The 18016-nt window shown below is 45.5% G+C and carries 19 protein-coding genes; 12 read left to right on the forward strand and 7 right to left on the reverse strand.

Annotated features, from left to right (window positions below):
* The 8 genes from AWV70_RS07455 to AWV70_RS07490 form a co-directional block, all read left to right on the forward strand.
* Window positions 1-1200, forward strand: a 1200-nt coding sequence (locus tag AWV70_RS07455) for a flotillin family protein (protein ID WP_235588572.1), incomplete at its 5' end; no start/stop codon positions are given.
* 204 nt (window positions 1201-1404) lie between these two features.
* Complete coding sequence (locus tag AWV70_RS07460) at window positions 1405-2103, forward strand: ABC transporter ATP-binding protein (protein WP_060205713.1); 699 nt, start codon at window positions 1405-1407, stop codon at window positions 2101-2103.
* Window positions 2093-3364 (forward strand): ABC transporter permease, encoded by a 1272-nt coding sequence (locus AWV70_RS07465; RefSeq protein WP_060205715.1) that lies wholly within the window; start codon window positions 2093-2095, stop codon window positions 3362-3364. Before AWV70_RS07460 ends, AWV70_RS07465 begins: the two co-directional genes overlap by 11 nt.
* A gap of 112 nt (window positions 3365-3476) precedes the next feature.
* A complete protein-coding gene (locus tag AWV70_RS07470) occupies window positions 3477-4406 on the forward strand; it encodes an HD-GYP domain-containing protein (protein ID WP_060205717.1) in 930 nt (309 codons plus the stop codon).
* 97 nt (window positions 4407-4503) lie between these two features.
* Entirely contained in the window at window positions 4504-5886 is a 1383-nt protein-coding gene (fumC, locus tag AWV70_RS07475; RefSeq protein WP_060205923.1) for a class II fumarate hydratase, read from the forward strand.
* A gap of 3 nt (window positions 5887-5889) precedes the next feature.
* Entirely contained in the window at window positions 5890-6303 is a 414-nt protein-coding gene (locus AWV70_RS07480) for an HIT family protein (RefSeq protein ID WP_060205719.1), read from the forward strand.
* A gap of 63 nt (window positions 6304-6366) precedes the next feature.
* The gene (locus AWV70_RS07485) at window positions 6367-6867 is read left to right on the forward strand and encodes a PCYCGC motif-containing (lipo)protein (RefSeq protein WP_060205721.1); all 501 of its coding nucleotides are present in this window, start codon (window positions 6367-6369) and stop codon (window positions 6865-6867) included.
* A gap of 288 nt (window positions 6868-7155) precedes the next feature.
* On the forward strand, window positions 7156-7677 hold the full coding sequence (locus AWV70_RS07490; RefSeq protein WP_060205723.1) for a DinB family protein: 522 nt from the start codon (window positions 7156-7158) through the stop codon (window positions 7675-7677).
* A 68-nt stretch (window positions 7678-7745) separates the two neighbouring features.
* Here the strand turns inward: AWV70_RS07490 and AWV70_RS07495 are convergent, their stop codons facing one another.
* Together AWV70_RS07495 and AWV70_RS07500 are read right to left on the reverse strand one after the other, a co-directional pair.
* Window positions 7746-8621 (reverse strand): anti-sigma-V factor rsiV, encoded by an 876-nt coding sequence (locus AWV70_RS07495; protein ID WP_060205725.1) that lies wholly within the window; start codon window positions 8619-8621, stop codon window positions 7746-7748.
* Window positions 8622-8625: 4 nt separating this feature from the next.
* Window positions 8626-9114, reverse strand: a complete 489-nt coding sequence (locus tag AWV70_RS07500; protein ID WP_060205727.1) for an RNA polymerase sigma factor — start codon at window positions 9112-9114, stop codon at window positions 8626-8628.
* 135 nt (window positions 9115-9249) lie between these two features.
* Here AWV70_RS07500 and AWV70_RS07505 point away from each other — a divergent pair, with 135 nt between their 5' ends.
* Window positions 9250-9906 carry a diphthine--ammonia ligase gene (locus AWV70_RS07505; RefSeq protein ID WP_060205729.1) on the forward strand — a complete coding sequence of 219 codons (657 nt, stop codon included), beginning with the start codon at window positions 9250-9252 and terminating at the stop codon, window positions 9904-9906.
* 342 nt (window positions 9907-10248) lie between these two features.
* Entirely contained in the window at window positions 10249-10809 is a 561-nt protein-coding gene (locus tag AWV70_RS07510; protein WP_060205732.1) for a hypothetical protein, read from the forward strand.
* 82 nt (window positions 10810-10891) lie between these two features.
* On the opposite strand, the gene AWV70_RS07515 is transcribed toward AWV70_RS07510, so the two are convergent.
* The 4 genes from AWV70_RS07515 to nfsA all read right to left on the reverse strand — a co-directional run bounded on the left by AWV70_RS07515 (window position 10892) and on the right by nfsA (window position 13753).
* Window positions 10892-11218 (reverse strand): nucleoside triphosphate pyrophosphohydrolase, encoded by a 327-nt coding sequence (locus AWV70_RS07515; protein ID WP_060205734.1) that lies wholly within the window; start codon window positions 11216-11218, stop codon window positions 10892-10894.
* Window positions 11219-11238: 20 nt separating this feature from the next.
* Window positions 11239-11586, reverse strand: coding sequence for a hypothetical protein (locus tag AWV70_RS07520; RefSeq protein ID WP_060205736.1), 348 nt, complete (start codon window positions 11584-11586; stop codon window positions 11239-11241).
* A 36-nt stretch (window positions 11587-11622) separates the two neighbouring features.
* On the reverse strand, window positions 11623-12786 hold the full coding sequence (locus AWV70_RS07525; RefSeq protein WP_060205738.1) for a class I SAM-dependent methyltransferase: 1164 nt from the start codon (window positions 12784-12786) through the stop codon (window positions 11623-11625).
* 235 nt (window positions 12787-13021) lie between these two features.
* The gene (nfsA, locus tag AWV70_RS07530) at window positions 13022-13753 is read right to left on the reverse strand and encodes an oxygen-insensitive NADPH nitroreductase (protein WP_060205740.1); all 732 of its coding nucleotides are present in this window, start codon (window positions 13751-13753) and stop codon (window positions 13022-13024) included.
* A 370-nt stretch (window positions 13754-14123) separates the two neighbouring features.
* Here nfsA and AWV70_RS07535 point away from each other — a divergent pair, with 370 nt between their 5' ends.
* Window positions 14124-15767, forward strand: a complete 1644-nt coding sequence (locus AWV70_RS07535) for an AMP-binding protein (protein ID WP_060205742.1) — start codon at window positions 14124-14126, stop codon at window positions 15765-15767.
* Between the two features lie 109 nt (window positions 15768-15876).
* Here AWV70_RS07535 and AWV70_RS07540 read toward each other — a convergent pair whose 3' ends face one another.
* The gene (locus AWV70_RS07540; RefSeq protein WP_060205744.1) at window positions 15877-16242 is read right to left on the reverse strand and encodes a hypothetical protein; all 366 of its coding nucleotides are present in this window, start codon (window positions 16240-16242) and stop codon (window positions 15877-15879) included.
* A gap of 272 nt (window positions 16243-16514) precedes the next feature.
* On the opposite strand from AWV70_RS07540, the gene putP reads away from it, so the two are divergent.
* Window positions 16515-17999 carry a sodium/proline symporter PutP gene (putP, locus tag AWV70_RS07545; RefSeq protein ID WP_060205746.1) on the forward strand — a complete coding sequence of 495 codons (1485 nt, stop codon included), beginning with the start codon at window positions 16515-16517 and terminating at the stop codon, window positions 17997-17999.
* Window positions 18000-18016: the final 17 nt, after the last annotated feature.

The raw sequence follows: 18016 nt of genomic DNA on the forward strand, positions 1-18016 counted from the left end.
GCGACGGCAGCGGAGCAGTTTTTAGGAAAATCGAAAGCTGACCGCGAAAATGAAGCGAAGGAAGTGCTGGAAGGGCATTTGCGTTCCATCCTAGGGTCTATGACAGTTGAAGAGATTTATAAGAACCGTGATAAGTTCTCCCAGGAAGTGCAGCGTGTTGCATCGCAAGACTTGGCTAAAATGGGGCTTGTCATCGTTTCCTTCACAATTAAAGATGTACGCGATAAAAACGGCTACTTGGATTCACTCGGTAAACCGCGTATCGCTCAGGTAAAGCGTGACGCTGACATTGCAACGGTCGAAGCTGAAAAAGAGACGCGCATCAAAAACGCCGAAGCATCGAAGGAAGCACAAAAAGCGGAAATCGAACGTGCTACGGAAATCGCGGAAGCGGAAAAGGAAAATCAGTTAAAAGTCGCTGACTACCGCCGTGAGCAAGATATCGCGAAAGCGCGCGCCGACCAAGCGTACGAATTGGAATCCGCACGTGCGAAGCAGGAAGTTACTGAGCAAGAGATGCAAGTTAAAATTATCGAGCGTCAAAAGCAGATCGAGTTGGAAGAAAAAGAGATTCTGCGCCGTGAAAAGCAATATGATTCTGAAGTTAAGAAAAAGGCAGACGCAGACCGCTACGCAATCGAGCAAAATGCAGCTGCCGATAAGTCCCGTCAAATGGCAGAAGCGGAGGCGGAGAAGTACCGCATTGAAGCGCGTGCTGCCGCGGAAGCTGAAAAAATCCGCCTAGATGGTTTGGCAAAAGCCGACGCACAACGTGCACAAGGTGAATCGGAAGCAGACGTCATCCGCTTGAAAGGTCTTGCGGAAGCCGAAGCGAAACGCAAAATCGCGGAAGCATTCGAGCAATACGGCCAGGCAGCTGTGCTTGATATGATTGTTAAGATGATTCCTGAATACGCGAAGCAAATCGCTAGCCCGCTTTCTAACATCGATAAGATCACAGTCGTCGATACTGGCGGCGGCGAAGGCAGCGGTGGTGCCAATAAAGTGACATCGTACGCAACGAACCTGATGTCTACTTTGCAAGAATCATTGAAAGCTTCGTCAGGCATCGACGTAAAGGAAATGATGGAGAGCTACGTAGGAAAGAATAATTTAAAGCCAAGCCTCGACAACTTGGCGGAAGAAATGCGCTCATCCAAACCGGTAGCTGTTAAACCGCAACCTGTTGATGAAGAATAAAGAAGTAGGCACCCAAACCGTTCAGTCGGTTTGGGTTTTTTATTTTGTCAAAGGCTTTTGGCTTGAAAAAGGATTTTCTTCAGTAAGCATGGCTCCATGTCCAAAGTCTGCCCACATCTTAAGAATTTCTTCATTTTTCTCCTCACTCCCCCTTAAGATTCTCCTCGTACAATAAGAAACAGTTATTACGTTGGAGGGAAAATCATGATACAAGTTCAGGAATTAACACATTCATTCAAAATCGGCAAGAAAGGCAAGGAGCGGCAAGTGCCGGTGCTAAAAGGGCTGTCGTTCACCATCAATGAGGGGGAAGTCGTTTCAATTGTCGGTCGAAGCGGGTCGGGAAAGTCGACGCTCCTTCATATATTGGCGGGATTCCTCAAACCGGATGCCGGCATCATTCAAATTGGAAATGTCCGCACATCCGCCTTCAGTGAGATGGAGAGCGCGAAATTCCGCCTCGATCATTTCGGCTTCATCTTTCAAAACTTCCAGCTCATGCCGGGTCTCACAGCATTTGAAAACGTGGAACTTCCACTGAAACTAGCAGGCGTCGCCAAAAAGGATCGCCGGAAAAAAGTCCAACAGCTGCTTCAACTTGTTGGGCTCACAGAGGTACAAGACCATTATCCGAATGAACTATCGGGCGGGCAGCAACAGCGGGTAAGCATCGCTCGGGCCCTTATCACCGATCCGCCGATTATTTTTGCGGACGAGCCGACAGGGAGCCTCGATTCGGAGACGGAGCAGGACATTCTGCTGCTCATCCAATCACTTAATAAAACCCGCGGGATCACATTCGTCATCATCACTCATGACGACACCGTGGCCGAAACTGCCGATCGCATTTACCGTATGCACGACGGTGAATTAACGGAAGGAGGCGTACACCATGCAATTTAATGACCAAATCGATTTCGTTCGACAACATATCAAAAAGAATAAGCTTCGCGTCTTCATGACAATCCTAGCTGCAACAATGGGAACGGCCTTTTTGATCGTCCTTGCATCTGTTGGGTTCGGCATCCATGACACAATGCGAAATGAAATACTCGATAACCGACTAGTGAACCAGGTTGAAGTGTACTCAAGTGAGATGGATCAGGCGAAAGTGGAGGAACTGAAAAAACGTGAACATGTGAAAGCGGTCGTATTCCGCCAGTCTGTAAGCATCAACCAGCAAACCGAACTGGATGGGTTCATTGGTAGCCATAACATGACGGTTACGGAGTTCCAGGAGGAAGCAAAAGTGGGCTTCGCCTTACAAGAAGGCCGATTACCGGAGAATAAACATGAAGTCGTTGTCGGCAGTCATTTCGCAGAAAGCCTGATCGAGTCGGAAACGGAGGGCGCAGAAGCAGAACCTTCAACATATAAACAGTCATTGATCGGGAAACAGTTCACATACAAAATGGGATTGTATGAAGAAAAGGAGCTGTTCCCTGAAGAAACGACATTGACCATTGTCGGCATCGCGAAGGAACCTGCGAAAGATTGGGTCATGGACACCAACATTTATGCCGATGCGGCAATCATGCCGGAGTTGAATCGAATTTTCACCGGCCATGTTGAAGACATGGATAGCCAGTTATTCTACGGAAATGTAAATGTCTATGCCGATAATCTCGAAAATGTCACAGCAGTCAGCAAGGCGCTCAAGGACGAAGGATATTCCGTTTATTCTATTGCCGACCAGCTTGAACAACTTGACGTCTTCTTCCTTGCGTTCAAAGCAGGCCTTGTTTTCGTCGGTACTATCGCAATATTAATTGCCTCTATCGGCATCTTCAATACGATGACGATGGCCGTAACGGAACGGACACGCGAAATCGGCGTCATGAAAGCGATTGGGGCAAGCCCGAAACTTATCCAAAGACTGTTCCTCATGGAAAGCGCATGGATTGGCATAGTGGGAACAATTATTGCCGTCGTGATTTCTTACGGAGTCAGTTTTATCGCTAATTTAGTATTGCCGATCATCGTATCTACTGCGCTCGGCGAAGAGGAATTCACAAGCTTGGACATCACATTTTCCATCATTCCATGGCAGCTCGTTGTCATCGCATCCGCGATCAGCATTACAGTCGCCATGATTTCAGGTTGGCGTCCAGCGCGCAAAGCGACAAAAATTGACGTTATTCAAGCGTTAAGACAGGAATTGTAAGAGAAAGTATATTCTGTTTTTTCAAAAAAGAATTATAGAAGTTCCCAGCATTCTCCGTTATAATGAGAGAAACATGCGAAAAAAGTCGAAATTTGCATAACGGAGGGTGCCAATGGGACCAACTCGAATCTACCTACAACGACAAACAGAGGGTCAGTACCCCGTTTTACGGATGTCATCCGGACAGATTACACTTATGGGACGTTGGAATAATGTTGCAGAAGCCCTCTTTTCATTGAATGTAGAGGGATCTTTCTGTGCCCAATACAATCCTGAGAATACGATTGTCGAAACGTACACATTATTGGATGGCGATATTGAGATTGAATACCGTGGCACGCGCACGAAAATGAATGTCGGAGAAACCTTGGACGCCTCCTGTTACGACAAAATCGTCACATTTTACGGAACATCCGACGCAGAAATACTGATGAAAATGGATGCTGACTTCTATGAACAATTATTTTTTGAAACATTGACATTGCAAAGTGAAATGGATGCCGTCTCGCGTGTTGACGGCTATACGTATCATCATTGCGACCGGATCAGACAATATGCCATCGAAGTGTGGAAACGAATGGACCAGCCGAAAGGTAGGCTCAGATTGCTGAGGTGGGGATCCTATTTCCACGATATTGGCAAGCTTGCAATCCCTCTTGAGATTTTAAATAAACCTGGAAAGCTCACATCGGATGAATGGGAAACGATGAAATCGCATTCCTTGATTGGGGCCGCCATCATGCGGGATCACCCGGTGGAGTGGCTGAAGGATGCCGCATTCATCGTCGAACAGCATCACGAGCGATATGACGGCAAAGGATATCCATATGGGCTGAAAGGGGACGAAATCTCCATCGAGGCTGCCATCGTCTCGGTCGTCGACGCCTATGACGCCATGACAACCGAACGCGTCTACAAGCGGACACTGACGATGGAGGAAGCATTTGTTGAACTGAAAATGGGCAAAGGAACACAATTCCATCCCGATGTAGTGGATAGGTTTATAGAGTATTTCAGGGAAAGGAATTTACCTGATTTGTAAAGACTCGGGCAACCGGGTCTTTTTATTTTCTTTCAACTCCGAAAAGGTGCATGATAGAAGAAGAAGTTTGAATTATGTATTGAAAGGCGGAGGGAACATGGAATATCGTATCGAGCATGACACATTTGGAGAAATCAAAGTACCAGCGGATAAGTTGTGGGGCGCGCAGACGCAGCGGAGCAAGCAGAACTTCAAAATTGGCGGAGAACGCATTCCGCTTGGCGTCATTCGTGCATTTGCCCATTTGAAGAAATCAGCAGCGATTGCGAGCAACTCATTTGGCAATCTATCGGATGCTAAAAAGAAAGCGATTGTCGCAGCTGCGGAAGAAGTAATCGAAGGCAAATGGGACGACCATTTCCCGCTCGTCGTGTGGCAGACGGGAAGCGGCACGCAATCGAACATGAATATGAACGAAGTGCTAGCGAACCGAGGCAACCAGCTGTTAGAGGAGTGGGGGGAGGAAGAGCGCCTTCATCCGAACGATGATGTGAATAAATCACAAAGCTCCAACGACACATTCCCGACAGCATTACACGTTGCAGGCGTAATCGCGGTGGAACGTGAATTGCTGCCATCTCTTCAGGAGTTGAAAAAAACGCTTGGCAATAAATCTGAAGAATTCATGGATATCATCAAAATCGGACGAACGCATTTGCAAGACGCGACACCACTTACATTGGGCCAAGAGATCAGCGGTTGGAACCGCATGCTGGAGAAAACGGAAAAGATGCTGAGCGAAAGCGTGCAATCCATGAAAGAGCTAGCCATCGGCGGAACTGCCGTCGGTACAGGTCTGAATGCACCGAAAGGATTTGGGGAGAAAGTTGCTGAAGAAATTTCGAAATCGGTCGGCATTGATTTCACATCTGCCGATAATAAATTCCATGCGCTCACAAGCTATGACGAAGTCGTCTATACACATGGTGCAATGAAGGCTCTTGCAGCAGATTTGATGAAAATCGCTAACGATGTAAGGTGGTTAGCGAGTGGCCCGCGTTCAGGGATCGGCGAAATTACGATTCCTGAAAATGAACCAGGCAGCTCTATTATGCCGGGCAAGGTGAATCCAACACAAAGTGAAGCGCTCACAATGGTCGTTGCGCAAGTGATGGGAAATGACGCGGCAATCGGATTTTCGGCAAGCCAAGGGAACTTTGAATTAAACGTCTTCAAGCCGGTCATCATCTACAACTTCCTGCAATCTGCAAAGCTGCTTGCTGACGGCATGCGCAGCTTCAATGATAATTGCGCAGTCGGAATTGAACCGAACCGGGAAGAGATTGATAGCAAAGTGAAAAACTCGCTGATGCTTGTAACGGCACTCAATCCGCACATCGGCTATGAAAACGCGGCGAAAATCGCGAAGACGGCACATAAAGAAGGTACGACGTTGAAGGAAGCCGCACTGAAAACGGGTCTATTGACGGAAGAGCAGTTCGACGAATACGTAGATCCTTCGAAAATGATCGGGCGCTAAGAGATGTACGAGAAAGATTGTCCATACTGCAATATAACTGCGGATCCTGAGCAGCAAATCATTTTTGAGACAGAAACATGCGCTTATATTCAGAAGCCTTCCGAACAAAAAGTGTTGGAAGGCAGCGGCTTGATCGTACCGAAACGGCATGCTGTCGACGTATTCTCATTGACGCCAGAAGAATGGCAGGATACACAGGAGTTGTTACTGAAGGCCAAAGCTTATTTGGAAGAGCGTTATGACCATGAAGGTTACACAGTCGGTTGGAATACAGGTGAAGTGGGCGGACAGTCGATTCCGCACGCCCATCTGCATGTCATTCCGCGGTTTGCGGACGAGCCGCTAGCTGGGAAAGGCATCCGCTTTTGGATCAAGCAGAGAGAGAATACACGCGCGGGAATGTCCACAAAGTTGTAACCTACTCCGCGCCGTTTTCCGCTATGATGAAAGGACAAGTAATCCGTAAAGGAGCCGACATGAATGAAAAAACTTATGCCTCTCGCACTTATACTGATTCTTATCCTTTCCGCATGCGGTGACAAGGCGCAACACAACGCGGAAAACGATGACCATTTAGAAGTGGGCCATGAAAAGCAGTTGCCGAATGGAGACTTGCAAGAAGTGACCGAATCTGCATCGGTCCTGCCAAAGTTTTTGGATGACAAGCCCGAAGACATGCGCCTCGTCTACCAAGTGGCGGCATCCGCTTCGGATGTTTTAGCTTATATGCCGTGTTACTGCGGATGCGGTGAAAGTGCAGGGCATGGCAATAACTTGAACTGTTTCGTCGACGAAATCCGTGAAGACGGCTCCGTCGTCTGGGACGATCATGGCACACGCTGTCTCGTCTGCTTGGAAATTGCCGTTCAATCCGTGCAAATGAAACAAGAAGGCAAGTCGATGAAAGAAATCCGTGAAATCATCGATGACACGTACAAAGAAGGCTACGCAGAACCAACAGACACTCCGATGCCTGCATAATAAAAGTGCTCCATCCTTTCCGGATGGAGCACTTTTATGTTTCCGCGCATAAACTCAAGGAAAGACGCATAAATCGTTGCAATTGAGTAGAAATCCTAAAAATGCCTCATAAATGCTTCTATTTGCGCATAAATCTACTCAAAAACGCATAAATAATGTTATTACAAATAGTACCAACAACTTATTTTTCTGAATATGTTTTTTCCACTTTAATTTTCCTTCAAAACATCGTATGCTGTGGGAGAGAATTGAATGCTCCTATTTCGTTCTACATGAGGAGAGATATTAATGGTTTTCGAGGGGAATAATAAAATTCGTAGAAAGATCTATCAGACCATCGATGGGATGACTGATGACGAATTCAATAGAACTCCGTCAACAGGCGGCTGGTCTCCGAAGCAGATTTTGGAGCACCTCGCATTGATGGAAACATATATAGCTTCAAAAATAGCAGGAGAATTGAAGAACCCGGAGAGTCCAAAAGCCTCCAAGAAAATCATCGTCCTTTCTGGAAGCTTGCTCGTTAAAGGGAATCTTCCTATGCAAACACAACCGACAGATACGTATAAAACGATTCCAGAAATCAAAGAGGAACTTCATAACTCGAGAATCTATTTGCTCGATGTCTACGACGGCAGCTGTAAAGACCAATTGCGTGAGAAGTCATTCAAGCATCCAAATCTCGGCTGGATGCCTTTGGAACAATGGTTTCCGGTCGTCGGCCTGTACGAAAAATGTCATTTGAAGCAATTGAAAAAGACGATAGATGAATTGCGAATAAACGGCTATTCACTAGGAACGGCTGAATAAGAGAAGTCCCCGAACGCATTCGCGTCTGGGGGCTTCTCTGATATAGGAATGTTGGAGATTCACATTTGTTATCGAATATACACATCGCTCACCAACAGATCCTTCACAATGTCTGTCGGGATTTCAAATGTCACAACGCCCATATAGCCGGGAGCTACTTCGTATTTATCGAACGAAAGGACAAGTTTTTGATCGTCTGTAATATAGAAATTCTGATCAGGTTTAATTGTTGTGAAGCCCTTCGCATATTCATCATTGATGAAATAGGAAATCATTTCATCTTCCGCCATCTGCCGTTCCATCTCGCCGGCAATGTACGTATTGATAGCCTCGATATATGAATCATCCTTGAAAAGACTCGGCAATGTAATCAAAACATTATCGATTTTATCGATTGTATCGTAGCTCATCGTTGTTGATGATGAACCGACTGTATTCACTTGATAGCGCATGATGGAAAGGATCCGGTCATTATCCGTCAACACTTCATAGCCAGCGTCAACGCCGAGATGTCCGCCTCCAGCTTCTTTCAGCTCTGCAATCTCTTTCTCGAATTTCTCGAATAGCTCTTTGTTCTCTACCGCGTACTTTTCATTCAACGCAGCTTGCAATTCTTCATCTTCTAACCCCGTAATGCCAGGTGTAGATACGTCTGCTTGATAAGTGCCTTCATCGACTGTCAATTGTTGTACAGTGAATACTTCCACGATCGACCCCAATATAGGCACATTCACCATCGATTTGGCGAACGCCGGACTGACATTGATGCTGCCAATGAAAATTGCAGCCGCCGCAGCAACTCCAATGAAGCTGTTCCTAAAAACCGGACGTTTTTTTATACGCTTCCGTTTTGCTTCCTGTATGGAAGCCTTCACAATGCTATCCAACTCTTCAGGGATATCAATATCCTCATAATCCTTCTTCAACTTATCCATTTTACTCATAGACTTACTCCTCTCCCATCTCAACACGTAATTTCCGCAACGCTGTATACAGCCTGGTTTTCACCGTGTTGAGATTATCTCCAGTGATTTCGGCAATTTCCTCAAGTTTCAAATCCTCGAAAAACCGTAGGATAATAATTGTTTTATACGTAGGCGGAAGTTGGTCGACCGCTTCCTGCAAATCCAAATCGCTCATTTCATTTTCCGAGGCCGGTAAATGACTTTCCAAAATATCGTCTTCCATAATGGACACCCGCTGATGTTTTCGAATGAAATCAATGGCGGTATTGACGATAATCCGGTACAGCCATGTCTTCAAATAGCTAACTTCATCCAGCCGGTCAATGGACCGCAGCGCTTTAAAAACCGCTTCCTGCACAATATCAAGCGCATTCTCTTTGTTTTTCACATAGCTATAAGCCAAGCGATAATATGCTTGCTGATTCTCTACAATATAGCTTTCCACCAATTCGAATTTTTCATCTTTTGTCATGACAATCGGGTCACCTTCTCTAAAAATAACGTATCGCGATCACGTCTCATTAGTATGGACGGTTGATGCGCGAAAATAGTTTTCCAAGATTATGCTATAATTTTAGAAAACTGTTGTAAGGGGTCGTGTTGCCTAATGAACAATCAACTATTCGTCGCTTCGTGGAGCGGCGGGAAGGACTCGGCATTGGCTTATTATCGGGCGCTCCAAGCAGGGGGAGTCGCCAAGCGGATTTGGACGATGTTCGAAGAGGATAAAGAACGATCAAAATCGCACGCCTTGCCATCGGAAATTATCCAGGCGCAGGCGGACAGCCTAGGTGTTCCTTTGATGATCCGGGGTGCCGACTGGAATAGTTACGAGGTGCAATTTTTGGACGCTATGAAGGAATGCATAGATGCAGGCATCGCTAATGGCGTTTTTGGGGATATCGACCTTGAAGATCATTTGACGTGGGTACAAACAGCGTGCGCTAAAGTCGGCATGAAAGCAATCCACCCGCTTTGGATGGAACCGCGTCGTACGCTATTGGAAGAGTTTGTGCATGCGGGCTTTGAAGCATACATTGTAGTTGTCAATACGAAGATGATGCCAGCGGAATTTATCGGCAGACGATTTACGATTGAGCTTATGAACGAAATGGAGGCGCTTGGCATCGATTCATGCGGCGAATCGGGAGAATTCCATACCGTTGTCGTCGATGGACCGATATTCGAGAAACGTATACCTATCGAGTTCAAAGGTAAACATGAGCGAGACGGATATGTATTTTTGGATGTCGGTTTGGAATAAAATAGTGAACCTGCCAACTTAGTCAGTTAGCAGGTTTTTGACAATTTGGTGCAAGTTGGGATTTTTCTATTGAAAAACAGTTGTTATGTATATATAATAAAAAAGTCGCTTATTTGTAGTACTGTATTTGGTGCGAATCACCTGAGTTGTATTGCTAAAAACGCATAAATCGCTACAGCCACGCAATAACCTCTTCAAAAGCGCATAAAACACTTCAAGTGCGCATTAATCCATTTTTTTACGCATAAATCGCCAGAAATGCTCATAAACGTATGGAAATACGCATAAATAGGGCTTATTCCCACAAAAATAGAAAACAGTAAAGGATGTCAGGGAACGAGAATGAAAGAACGAATGACGGAATTGCAAATCGTCGCTGTAATCGAATCGACCATCCGTGATGTACTTATGGATGTGGAGCTGAAGCAGGAAATCACAGGAGTCAATATGATGTATGATTTCATCAAGGATGAAGTGATTGTCGATATCGCCCGTGTCCAAAAAGCTTGCCAAGAACTCCCCGAACCGATGCCATTGGAAACGTATCTTCGCGTATTGACCATCCACGAGTTGGGGCATGCAATGGACCGCCAAGCCTTGCTCGACTCACTTGACCGCGCGAAAGAAATCATTCTTATGAAAAAACAAGCTGCAGCAGAAAAACGGCCGACCGATTTGCCGTTCATAACGATGGTAATTGAGGAACATGAAACGGACATTGCCTTCGAAGAAACTGCATGGGCCAATGCTGAAATTTTGAACAGTTTTTTCGAAGTTGTTGCCGGAGATAGCTTTGAAATAGTGAAGGCGCATAGCCTCTCGACCTATCGAGCCGCATATGAGGCTGACTTGGAAATCTATAATGGATTTATTCGCCCGCAAGAGGAACTACTATCTATATAACATCAAAGAAACCGCCTGCCTGAAAAACCAGGGGCGGTTTTTTGGAATGAAAAGAGAACTGAACGCATCCAGTTCCTTCTATTCACTCATCCTCCACATCAATCAAGAATATTCTCTCGTCAAATCCTCCACGCTTTTCCGCCTTTTGCAGACGGACTTTTTCCAACTCATCAAAGCTAGATCCATGAGTAACAACTGCCGCGTGGATCAGCTCCAATAAATCGGCCAATTCCTCGATTGCATCCTCCGCTGTTTCCGCTGCTTCGTACTCAGTGAGTTCCTCATGCATTTTTTTGTTGATTTCGATTGTGAATTCATCTTCGTTCATGCTCCGAGTCGTACATGTTTTCCCTGAGCTTTCAATGATTTGGGGAATTAGGTCACGAACGAGTTTATTATAGATTGGCATTTACTACACGCCTCCCGGTATCAAATCCCATAATGTATCATCCATTTCTTCTTTTCAATTGCCTGTGAAATGATGAATGCCAGTTCAGCAAGCTCGCCGGATCTCTTGAAGAATTTGGAAGCCGTGACGATATCATAAAATAGTGATAATGATTCTGGTGGAATAATTGTTATTCCACAATAGGCTAACCCGTTTTCTGGACGGTTCAATGAATGAAAGTAGGTTTTCATTACGGATAAATGTACATATATACTATTGATAATATCATCATCCACTGAAATGCAATTAAACTTCTGTGGATTGTATTCTTCATAATTGTAAGTAGCATCGAGATGATCAATTATACCGAATTCATGTACACAAGGCATAGACATTTCCCTCTCTATAAGCGTGTTGCGACTATTTCAGCCTAAGAGACCAGCCAGTTCCTTTTCCAAAAAAGGCTCGACGTTCAGCAAATCCCGGAACGCTTCATACTTGGCGAATCCTTCAGCAGTCGGTTTTTTTTCTGTTTTATAAGCACGGATCAAGATATTCTTCGGCGTATGCTCCATATCGATAAATTCGAGGAGTTGTGCGTCATATCCAACAAGCGTCAGGAGTTCAGCACGAATGGAGTCTGTCGCAAGAGCCGAGAAGCGCTCTTTAATAAGCCCGTGCTGTAACATGACGTCAAGAGCAGGGGACTGAATTTGTGAGAACAATTCGTGCTGGCAGCAAGGGACGCTCAAAATCACTTCGGCTCCCCATTTAACAGCGCGGGCGAGTGCCATATCCGTTGCAACGTCGCATGCATGCAATGTGACGACCATATCGACAGACGTTTCTTCGTTATAGTCGTTAATGTCACCGACGAGGAATTCCAGTTGGTCATAGCCTAGATCTTTTGCAATCACGTTACATTCTTCGATAACTTCTTTCTTCAAATCAAGCCCTGTTACTCGGATATCTAACCCTTTTTCAATATGCAAATAGTGATAGAGCGCGAATGTCAAATAGGATTTTCCGGAGCCGAAGTCCAAAATGCGGACGGGGCGGTCTTTCGGCAAGTGGACGAGCGCATCATCTATGAACTCTACGAAGCGGTTGATTTGCCGGAACTTGTCGTATTTCTGCTTCTTCACCTTTCCATCGGGAGATTGCACGCCGAGGCGGATGAGGAAAGGATAAGGAGTTTCAGCATCCAATAGATAATTCTTTTTCCGGTTATGCGACAAATCGACTGTTTTCGTCGTAGCCGTCTGTTCAGCTTTCCAGGATACCTTGAACTTTTTCGTTAACTGGATATGGACTTTTTCATCTGTAAATTCCGCATGCATCTGCTTGAATTGCTCCAATAGCTGTCGGAGAACCGGTTCAATGTCTGTGATTTTTATATTTTCATGTTTCAAAATACGTTCATAGTGATATTCAAGTTGAATATGGACTTCTTTTTTGATTTCCACCGGCTTCAGTTTCACTTTTTGCAGGCCGGTCGATTTGTAACGGGGCTGGCTGATCGTTCCTTGGATGAATGTCCCTTCCTGGATTCGGCGGACGCATATCTCCACTAGTTCTTCAAATTGCATAATGCTGGACCTCTTTTCGTACAAATATGTACATATAACAATACAACAAGGGATTAGCGTTTGGCTAATCCCTTGCAGTAAGACACGTTTATGCGTGATTTATCCGATTTATGATCTTTTCTACGGACTTATGCGCTGTTAATCTCGTTTATGCGCATATAGAACGGTTTATGCGTGAATAATTGGATTTATGCGCTTTTGGAACAGTTTATGCGTGATTAGCCCGTTTAGTACTTTATTTAAACGTAAATCCTTGCTTCGCCAAGAATTCTTTCATAAATGCCCGTCTTGGTGCGGCAAGGAAGTCGGCCATTTGCACAGACCATGCTGTATCCTTCTGGTTCGATCCGCGATTGAGGTAATACTCGTGCATTGTTTGATCGTAAGCGGGCAGGAGCTCGTCATATTTGGCTGTGTCATAGCTGTTCTCATGGATAATCGCTTCAACTGGCAATCTCGGTTTCACTTCGTTCGCTTCGTCCGGAACTCCGATTGACATGGCGAACATCGGTGCTACACCATCTGGCAGTCCTAATAGCTCACTGATTTCTGCAGGAGCGTTGCGGATGCCTCCGATGTAACAGATGCCATATCCTTTTGATTCTGCTGCGATGGCGACGTTTTGAGCGAAGAGCGCTACATCGATGGCACCGACAAGCATGTTTTCTGCATGTGAATAATCGATTTCCTTGCCGTGCAAAGCGGCGGCTTTTGCTAATCGGCAGTAATCTGCACAGAAGATCAGGACGGCGCCGGCAGTTAGGAATTGCCTTTTATTATTCGCGAGTTCGGCAAGCTGTTCCCGTATTTTCGGATCGGTCACATGGATGATGGAATAGGCTTGGACGAAATGGGAGCTCGCTGCATGCTGGCCTGCATGGACAAGTTCCTGGACATCTTCCTTTGAAAGGGGAATATCCTTGTATTTTCGTACGGATGCGTGTGAAGTCAATAATTCGATGACCATATGGTTCCCTCCAGAATTTTTCATTATTCGAATTGCGAGAATATGTTTATGTTACACTACTCGTTACAATCTGCAAAGAGGACTTGTTGTCGAGGAGAAGAAATTCCATGCAACCAATTATATTTTGACAATGCGTGAAGGCTAGTTTTGGATTCCGGCAGCGGTTGGGTCTGGATTCTCCGACAAAATTCGCGCGCCATCACGTTGTTTACAAAGTTGAAAGAGGACGTGTATTCCCCGTGAAATAAGGTTGTTATGTCGTTTCTCCTAATTGGTGGGACGATTTTTTTGATGTAAAATACCCAACACGCCTTCTGAATTTTGTGATAATATGTAAATAAATATAGATTTATAGAAAGGGGTTAGATGGATGTCTTTGTTGAGTAAAACGGTTGGCGAGGTCGTAAGGGATTGGGCGAAAGCGTTGCCGGAGCAAGAGGCCTATGTATATCCGGAGCATGGGGTCAGAAGAACATATGATGAGTTTGATCGAGAGACAGATGAGCTGGCGAAGGCATTCATCGGGATGGGAATCCAGCGCGGGGAGCACGTCGCCATTTGGTCCGATAACAAACCGCAATGGTTGCTGAGTCAGTTTGCCACCGGAAAGATGGGGGCCGTCCTCGTTACGGTGAATACGAATTACCAAGCGAACGAGCTCGAATATTTGCTGAAGCAGTCGGATGCGACAACACTTATATTGGATGAGGGATTCAAAGGAACGAGCTATATCGACATTATCCGTTCCATTTGTCCGGAATTGCTGGATAGCAAAGACGGTGTCGTTTCCAGTGAAAAACTTCCTGAATTGAAACGAATCATACTCATGTCGGATCGTGAGGAATCGGGAATATATAAATGGTCGGAATTCCTTGCTCATGCTGAAGGCATTACGGACGAAGAATTGGCTGAGCGGGAGAAGAGCTTGTCACCTGAAGATGTCATCAACATTCAATACACGTCTGGAACGACAGGTTTTCCGAAGGGTGTCATGTTGACACACTACAATATTGTGAATAACGGGAAGATCATTGGGGATTTCATGAAATTGACGGAGAAAGACCGTCTATGCATTCCTGTCCCTTTCTTCCATTGCTTCGGGGCAGTCTTGAGTAACTTGGCGGCAGTGACGCATGGATCGACGATGGTCATCCTTGAGCAATTCGATCCTCTCCGTGTCTTGAAAGCGGTGCAGGAGGAGAAATGTACGGCACTTAATGGGGTGCCGACGATGTTCATTTCCGAATTGAACCATCCGGATTTCAAGAATTTCGATACGTCGTCATTACGCACCGGCATCATGGCGGGTTCCACTTGTCCGATCGAAGTGATGAAACAAGTAATCCATGATATGGGGGCAGATGAAATTACGATTTGCTATGGGCAGACGGAAGCATCTCCGGTCATTACACAGACGCAAACTGATGATCCGATCGAAAAACGCGTATCCACAGTAGGAAAACCGCATCCATTTGTCGAAGTGAAAATCATCGACCCGTTGACAGATGAAGAGTTGCCTGTCGGTGCTCCTGGTGAACTTTGCACACGCGGCTATCACGTGATGAAGGGGTACTATAATAATGAGGAAGCGACACGCGAAGCGATTGATGAGGATGGCTGGCTCCGTACAGGGGATATCGCCGTCATGGACAAAGATGGTTATATTGACATTACGGGACGAATAAAAGACGTCATTATCCGCGGAGGTGAAAACATCTATCCACGTGAAGTGGAAGAATTCCTGTATACGCATCCAGGAATATCGGACGTTCAAATTGTCGGGGTGCCTGATCCGAAGTATGGCGAGGAGTTGATGGCGTGGATTATCCCGAAAAAGGGGGCTGCTATAGACGAGGAGACTGTACGTGCATTTTGCCAAGGTAATATTTCGTACCACAAAATTCCAAAGTACATTAAATTCATCGATGAATATCCGATGACGGCATCGGGGAAAATCCAGAAGTTCAAACTCCGTGAATTGTCGATTGATGAATCTTTAAGTCGGCAATTATAAACAATCATAAGCAGGCGAGGGAATGCAACACCCTTCGCCTGTTTATTTATTTTTAAACTGTTATTGTATGAAGTCGGCAAGATAGCTCATCTTAACGGGAGTTATACATTCATTCATATAAAGTCGATTCGAGTGATCCGTCTGCGTGGTGGACTTCTAGGATCCCGTTATGTTCATTTACATACGGTTTGGCTTTTTCAAGCAGCTCATCTTTTGTGTTCTCTTTGAAGATTGCCCGTTCGCCGCCTTCTTTCATGAGAATCCAGTCTTCTTTGCGCGGTGTCGCTTCATATTTCGTGCGCTCGGCATTATCTCCATGTACGTATTCCCTTGCTTTTGCAGTCGCAATGGAAATTGCGCGACCTTCTTCGGTCCCTTCGCGCAACAACGCATTCGCTATTTCGATGGCTTTGTTTCTGACATCAGGTTCCAAGTTCTTAAAAGAATCGGGATAATCGTTTTTCGTCCATGGCATCGACAATCGCCTCCTTATGTTGACGTTTCCCGCTTTCTGCCTACTTAAACGTCATTCAAACGGTTCGTTTCGAAAAACAGTCCACATACTATTTTTATGTCACATTCGAACTCCTCGAGTCGAAAGATGTCCATTTCCCGGGAAATGTGTGGAAATGGAATGGAGCTTATCTTATTTACCCATTATAGGAATAATGAAGTTATTTTTTATAAGACGTTTTTAATTCTCGAAAAGATGCTATTATTAAAAGAAATAGAAGTAGGAGGGAAAGTATGTCTAGCGATTTTTATCAATTGATTGCCATTGTTGTGTATATGCTAGCGATGCTCTTCATCGGCTGGTATGCATACAGGAAAACGACAAATCTGAACGATTACATGCTTGGTGGACGTTCGCTTGGACCTGCAGTTACAGCACTGAGTGCGGGAGCCGCAGATATGTCGGGTTGGCTGCTGATGGGATTGCCGGGAGCCATATATGCATTTGGGTTAACGGAAGCCTGGATTGCCATTGGTTTAACAGTTGGTGCATATTTGAACTGGCTTCTCGTTGCGCCCAGACTTCGCGTTTACACGCAAGTGTCGAGCGACTCGATTACGATCCCGAGTTATTTGGAAAGCCGGTTGAAAGATAAGTCACGGCTTCTACGGATTGCTTCAGGAATTATTATCCTTGTTTTCTTCACGTTCTACGTTTCTTCAGGTATGGTTGCAGGCGGCAAGTTTTTCATGAGTTCATTCGGTCTTACTTATCACTCTGGAATGTTGATCGTTTCAGCTGTCGTTATTGCTTATACGCTTTTTGGGGGTTTTTTAGCCGTCAGTTATACTGATTTCGTCCAAGGGCTCACGATGTTCTTCGCGTTATTATTAGTTCCGATTATCGGCTTGACATTGACAGGCGGGTTTGCAGAAACGGCGGCAAGCATCAGGGAAGTGAATCCGGACATGCTCAGCCTTGTGAAGGGGGCTACTGTAGCTGGAGTCATTTCTTCCATTGCTTGGGGACTTGGCTATTTCGGGCAGCCCCATATCATCGTCCGTTTCATGGCAATCAAATCGGTGAAGGAGACGAAAAGCGCTCGACGGATCGGAATTGGCTGGATGGCATTGAGCTTGTTCGGTGCTATCTCCACTGCTCTCGTTGGGGTTGCTTATTACCATCAAAATGCTGGCGCTGAATTGGTCGATCCTGAAACAGTGTTCATCGCATTGGGGCAGATCATTTTCCATCCATTCATAGCAGGGATCATGCTGGCAGCGGTCCTTGCGGCTGTTATGAGTACGATCTCTTCGCAATTGATCGTCACTTCATCGGCGCTTATTGAAGACTTGTACAAGGCGATCATTAAGTCGGATGCGACAGATAAGCGATATGTATTCCTCGGCAGGATGGCGGTTCTCGTCGTTTCATTAGTCGCAATGGCACTAGCTTGGCCAAATAATGATTCCATCTTGAAACTTGTCTCATTTGCTTGGGCTGGCTTCGGTGGTGCATTCGGTCCAATCATCTTGCTATCCCTTTATTGGCGCAAGCTTACAGCAACGGGCGCATTATGGGGAATGGTGGCAGGTGCAATCACTGTCGGTATTTGGGGCACTGTCGACGTACTATCAGATAGTCTTTATGAAATCGTCCCAGGCTTCCTTATTTGCCTTGTCGTTACGTATTTCGTCAGCTTGATAACATATCGTCCGAACGCGGAAATCGATAAGGAATTCTATGATGCAATGGTTTTATTGAAAAAAGAAAGATAATGGAAACGGCCTCCTGC

It is taken from the genome of Sporosarcina koreensis (assembly GCF_001531445.1).
Taxonomy (GTDB): domain Bacteria; phylum Bacillota; class Bacilli; order Bacillales_A; family Planococcaceae; genus Sporosarcina; species Sporosarcina koreensis_C.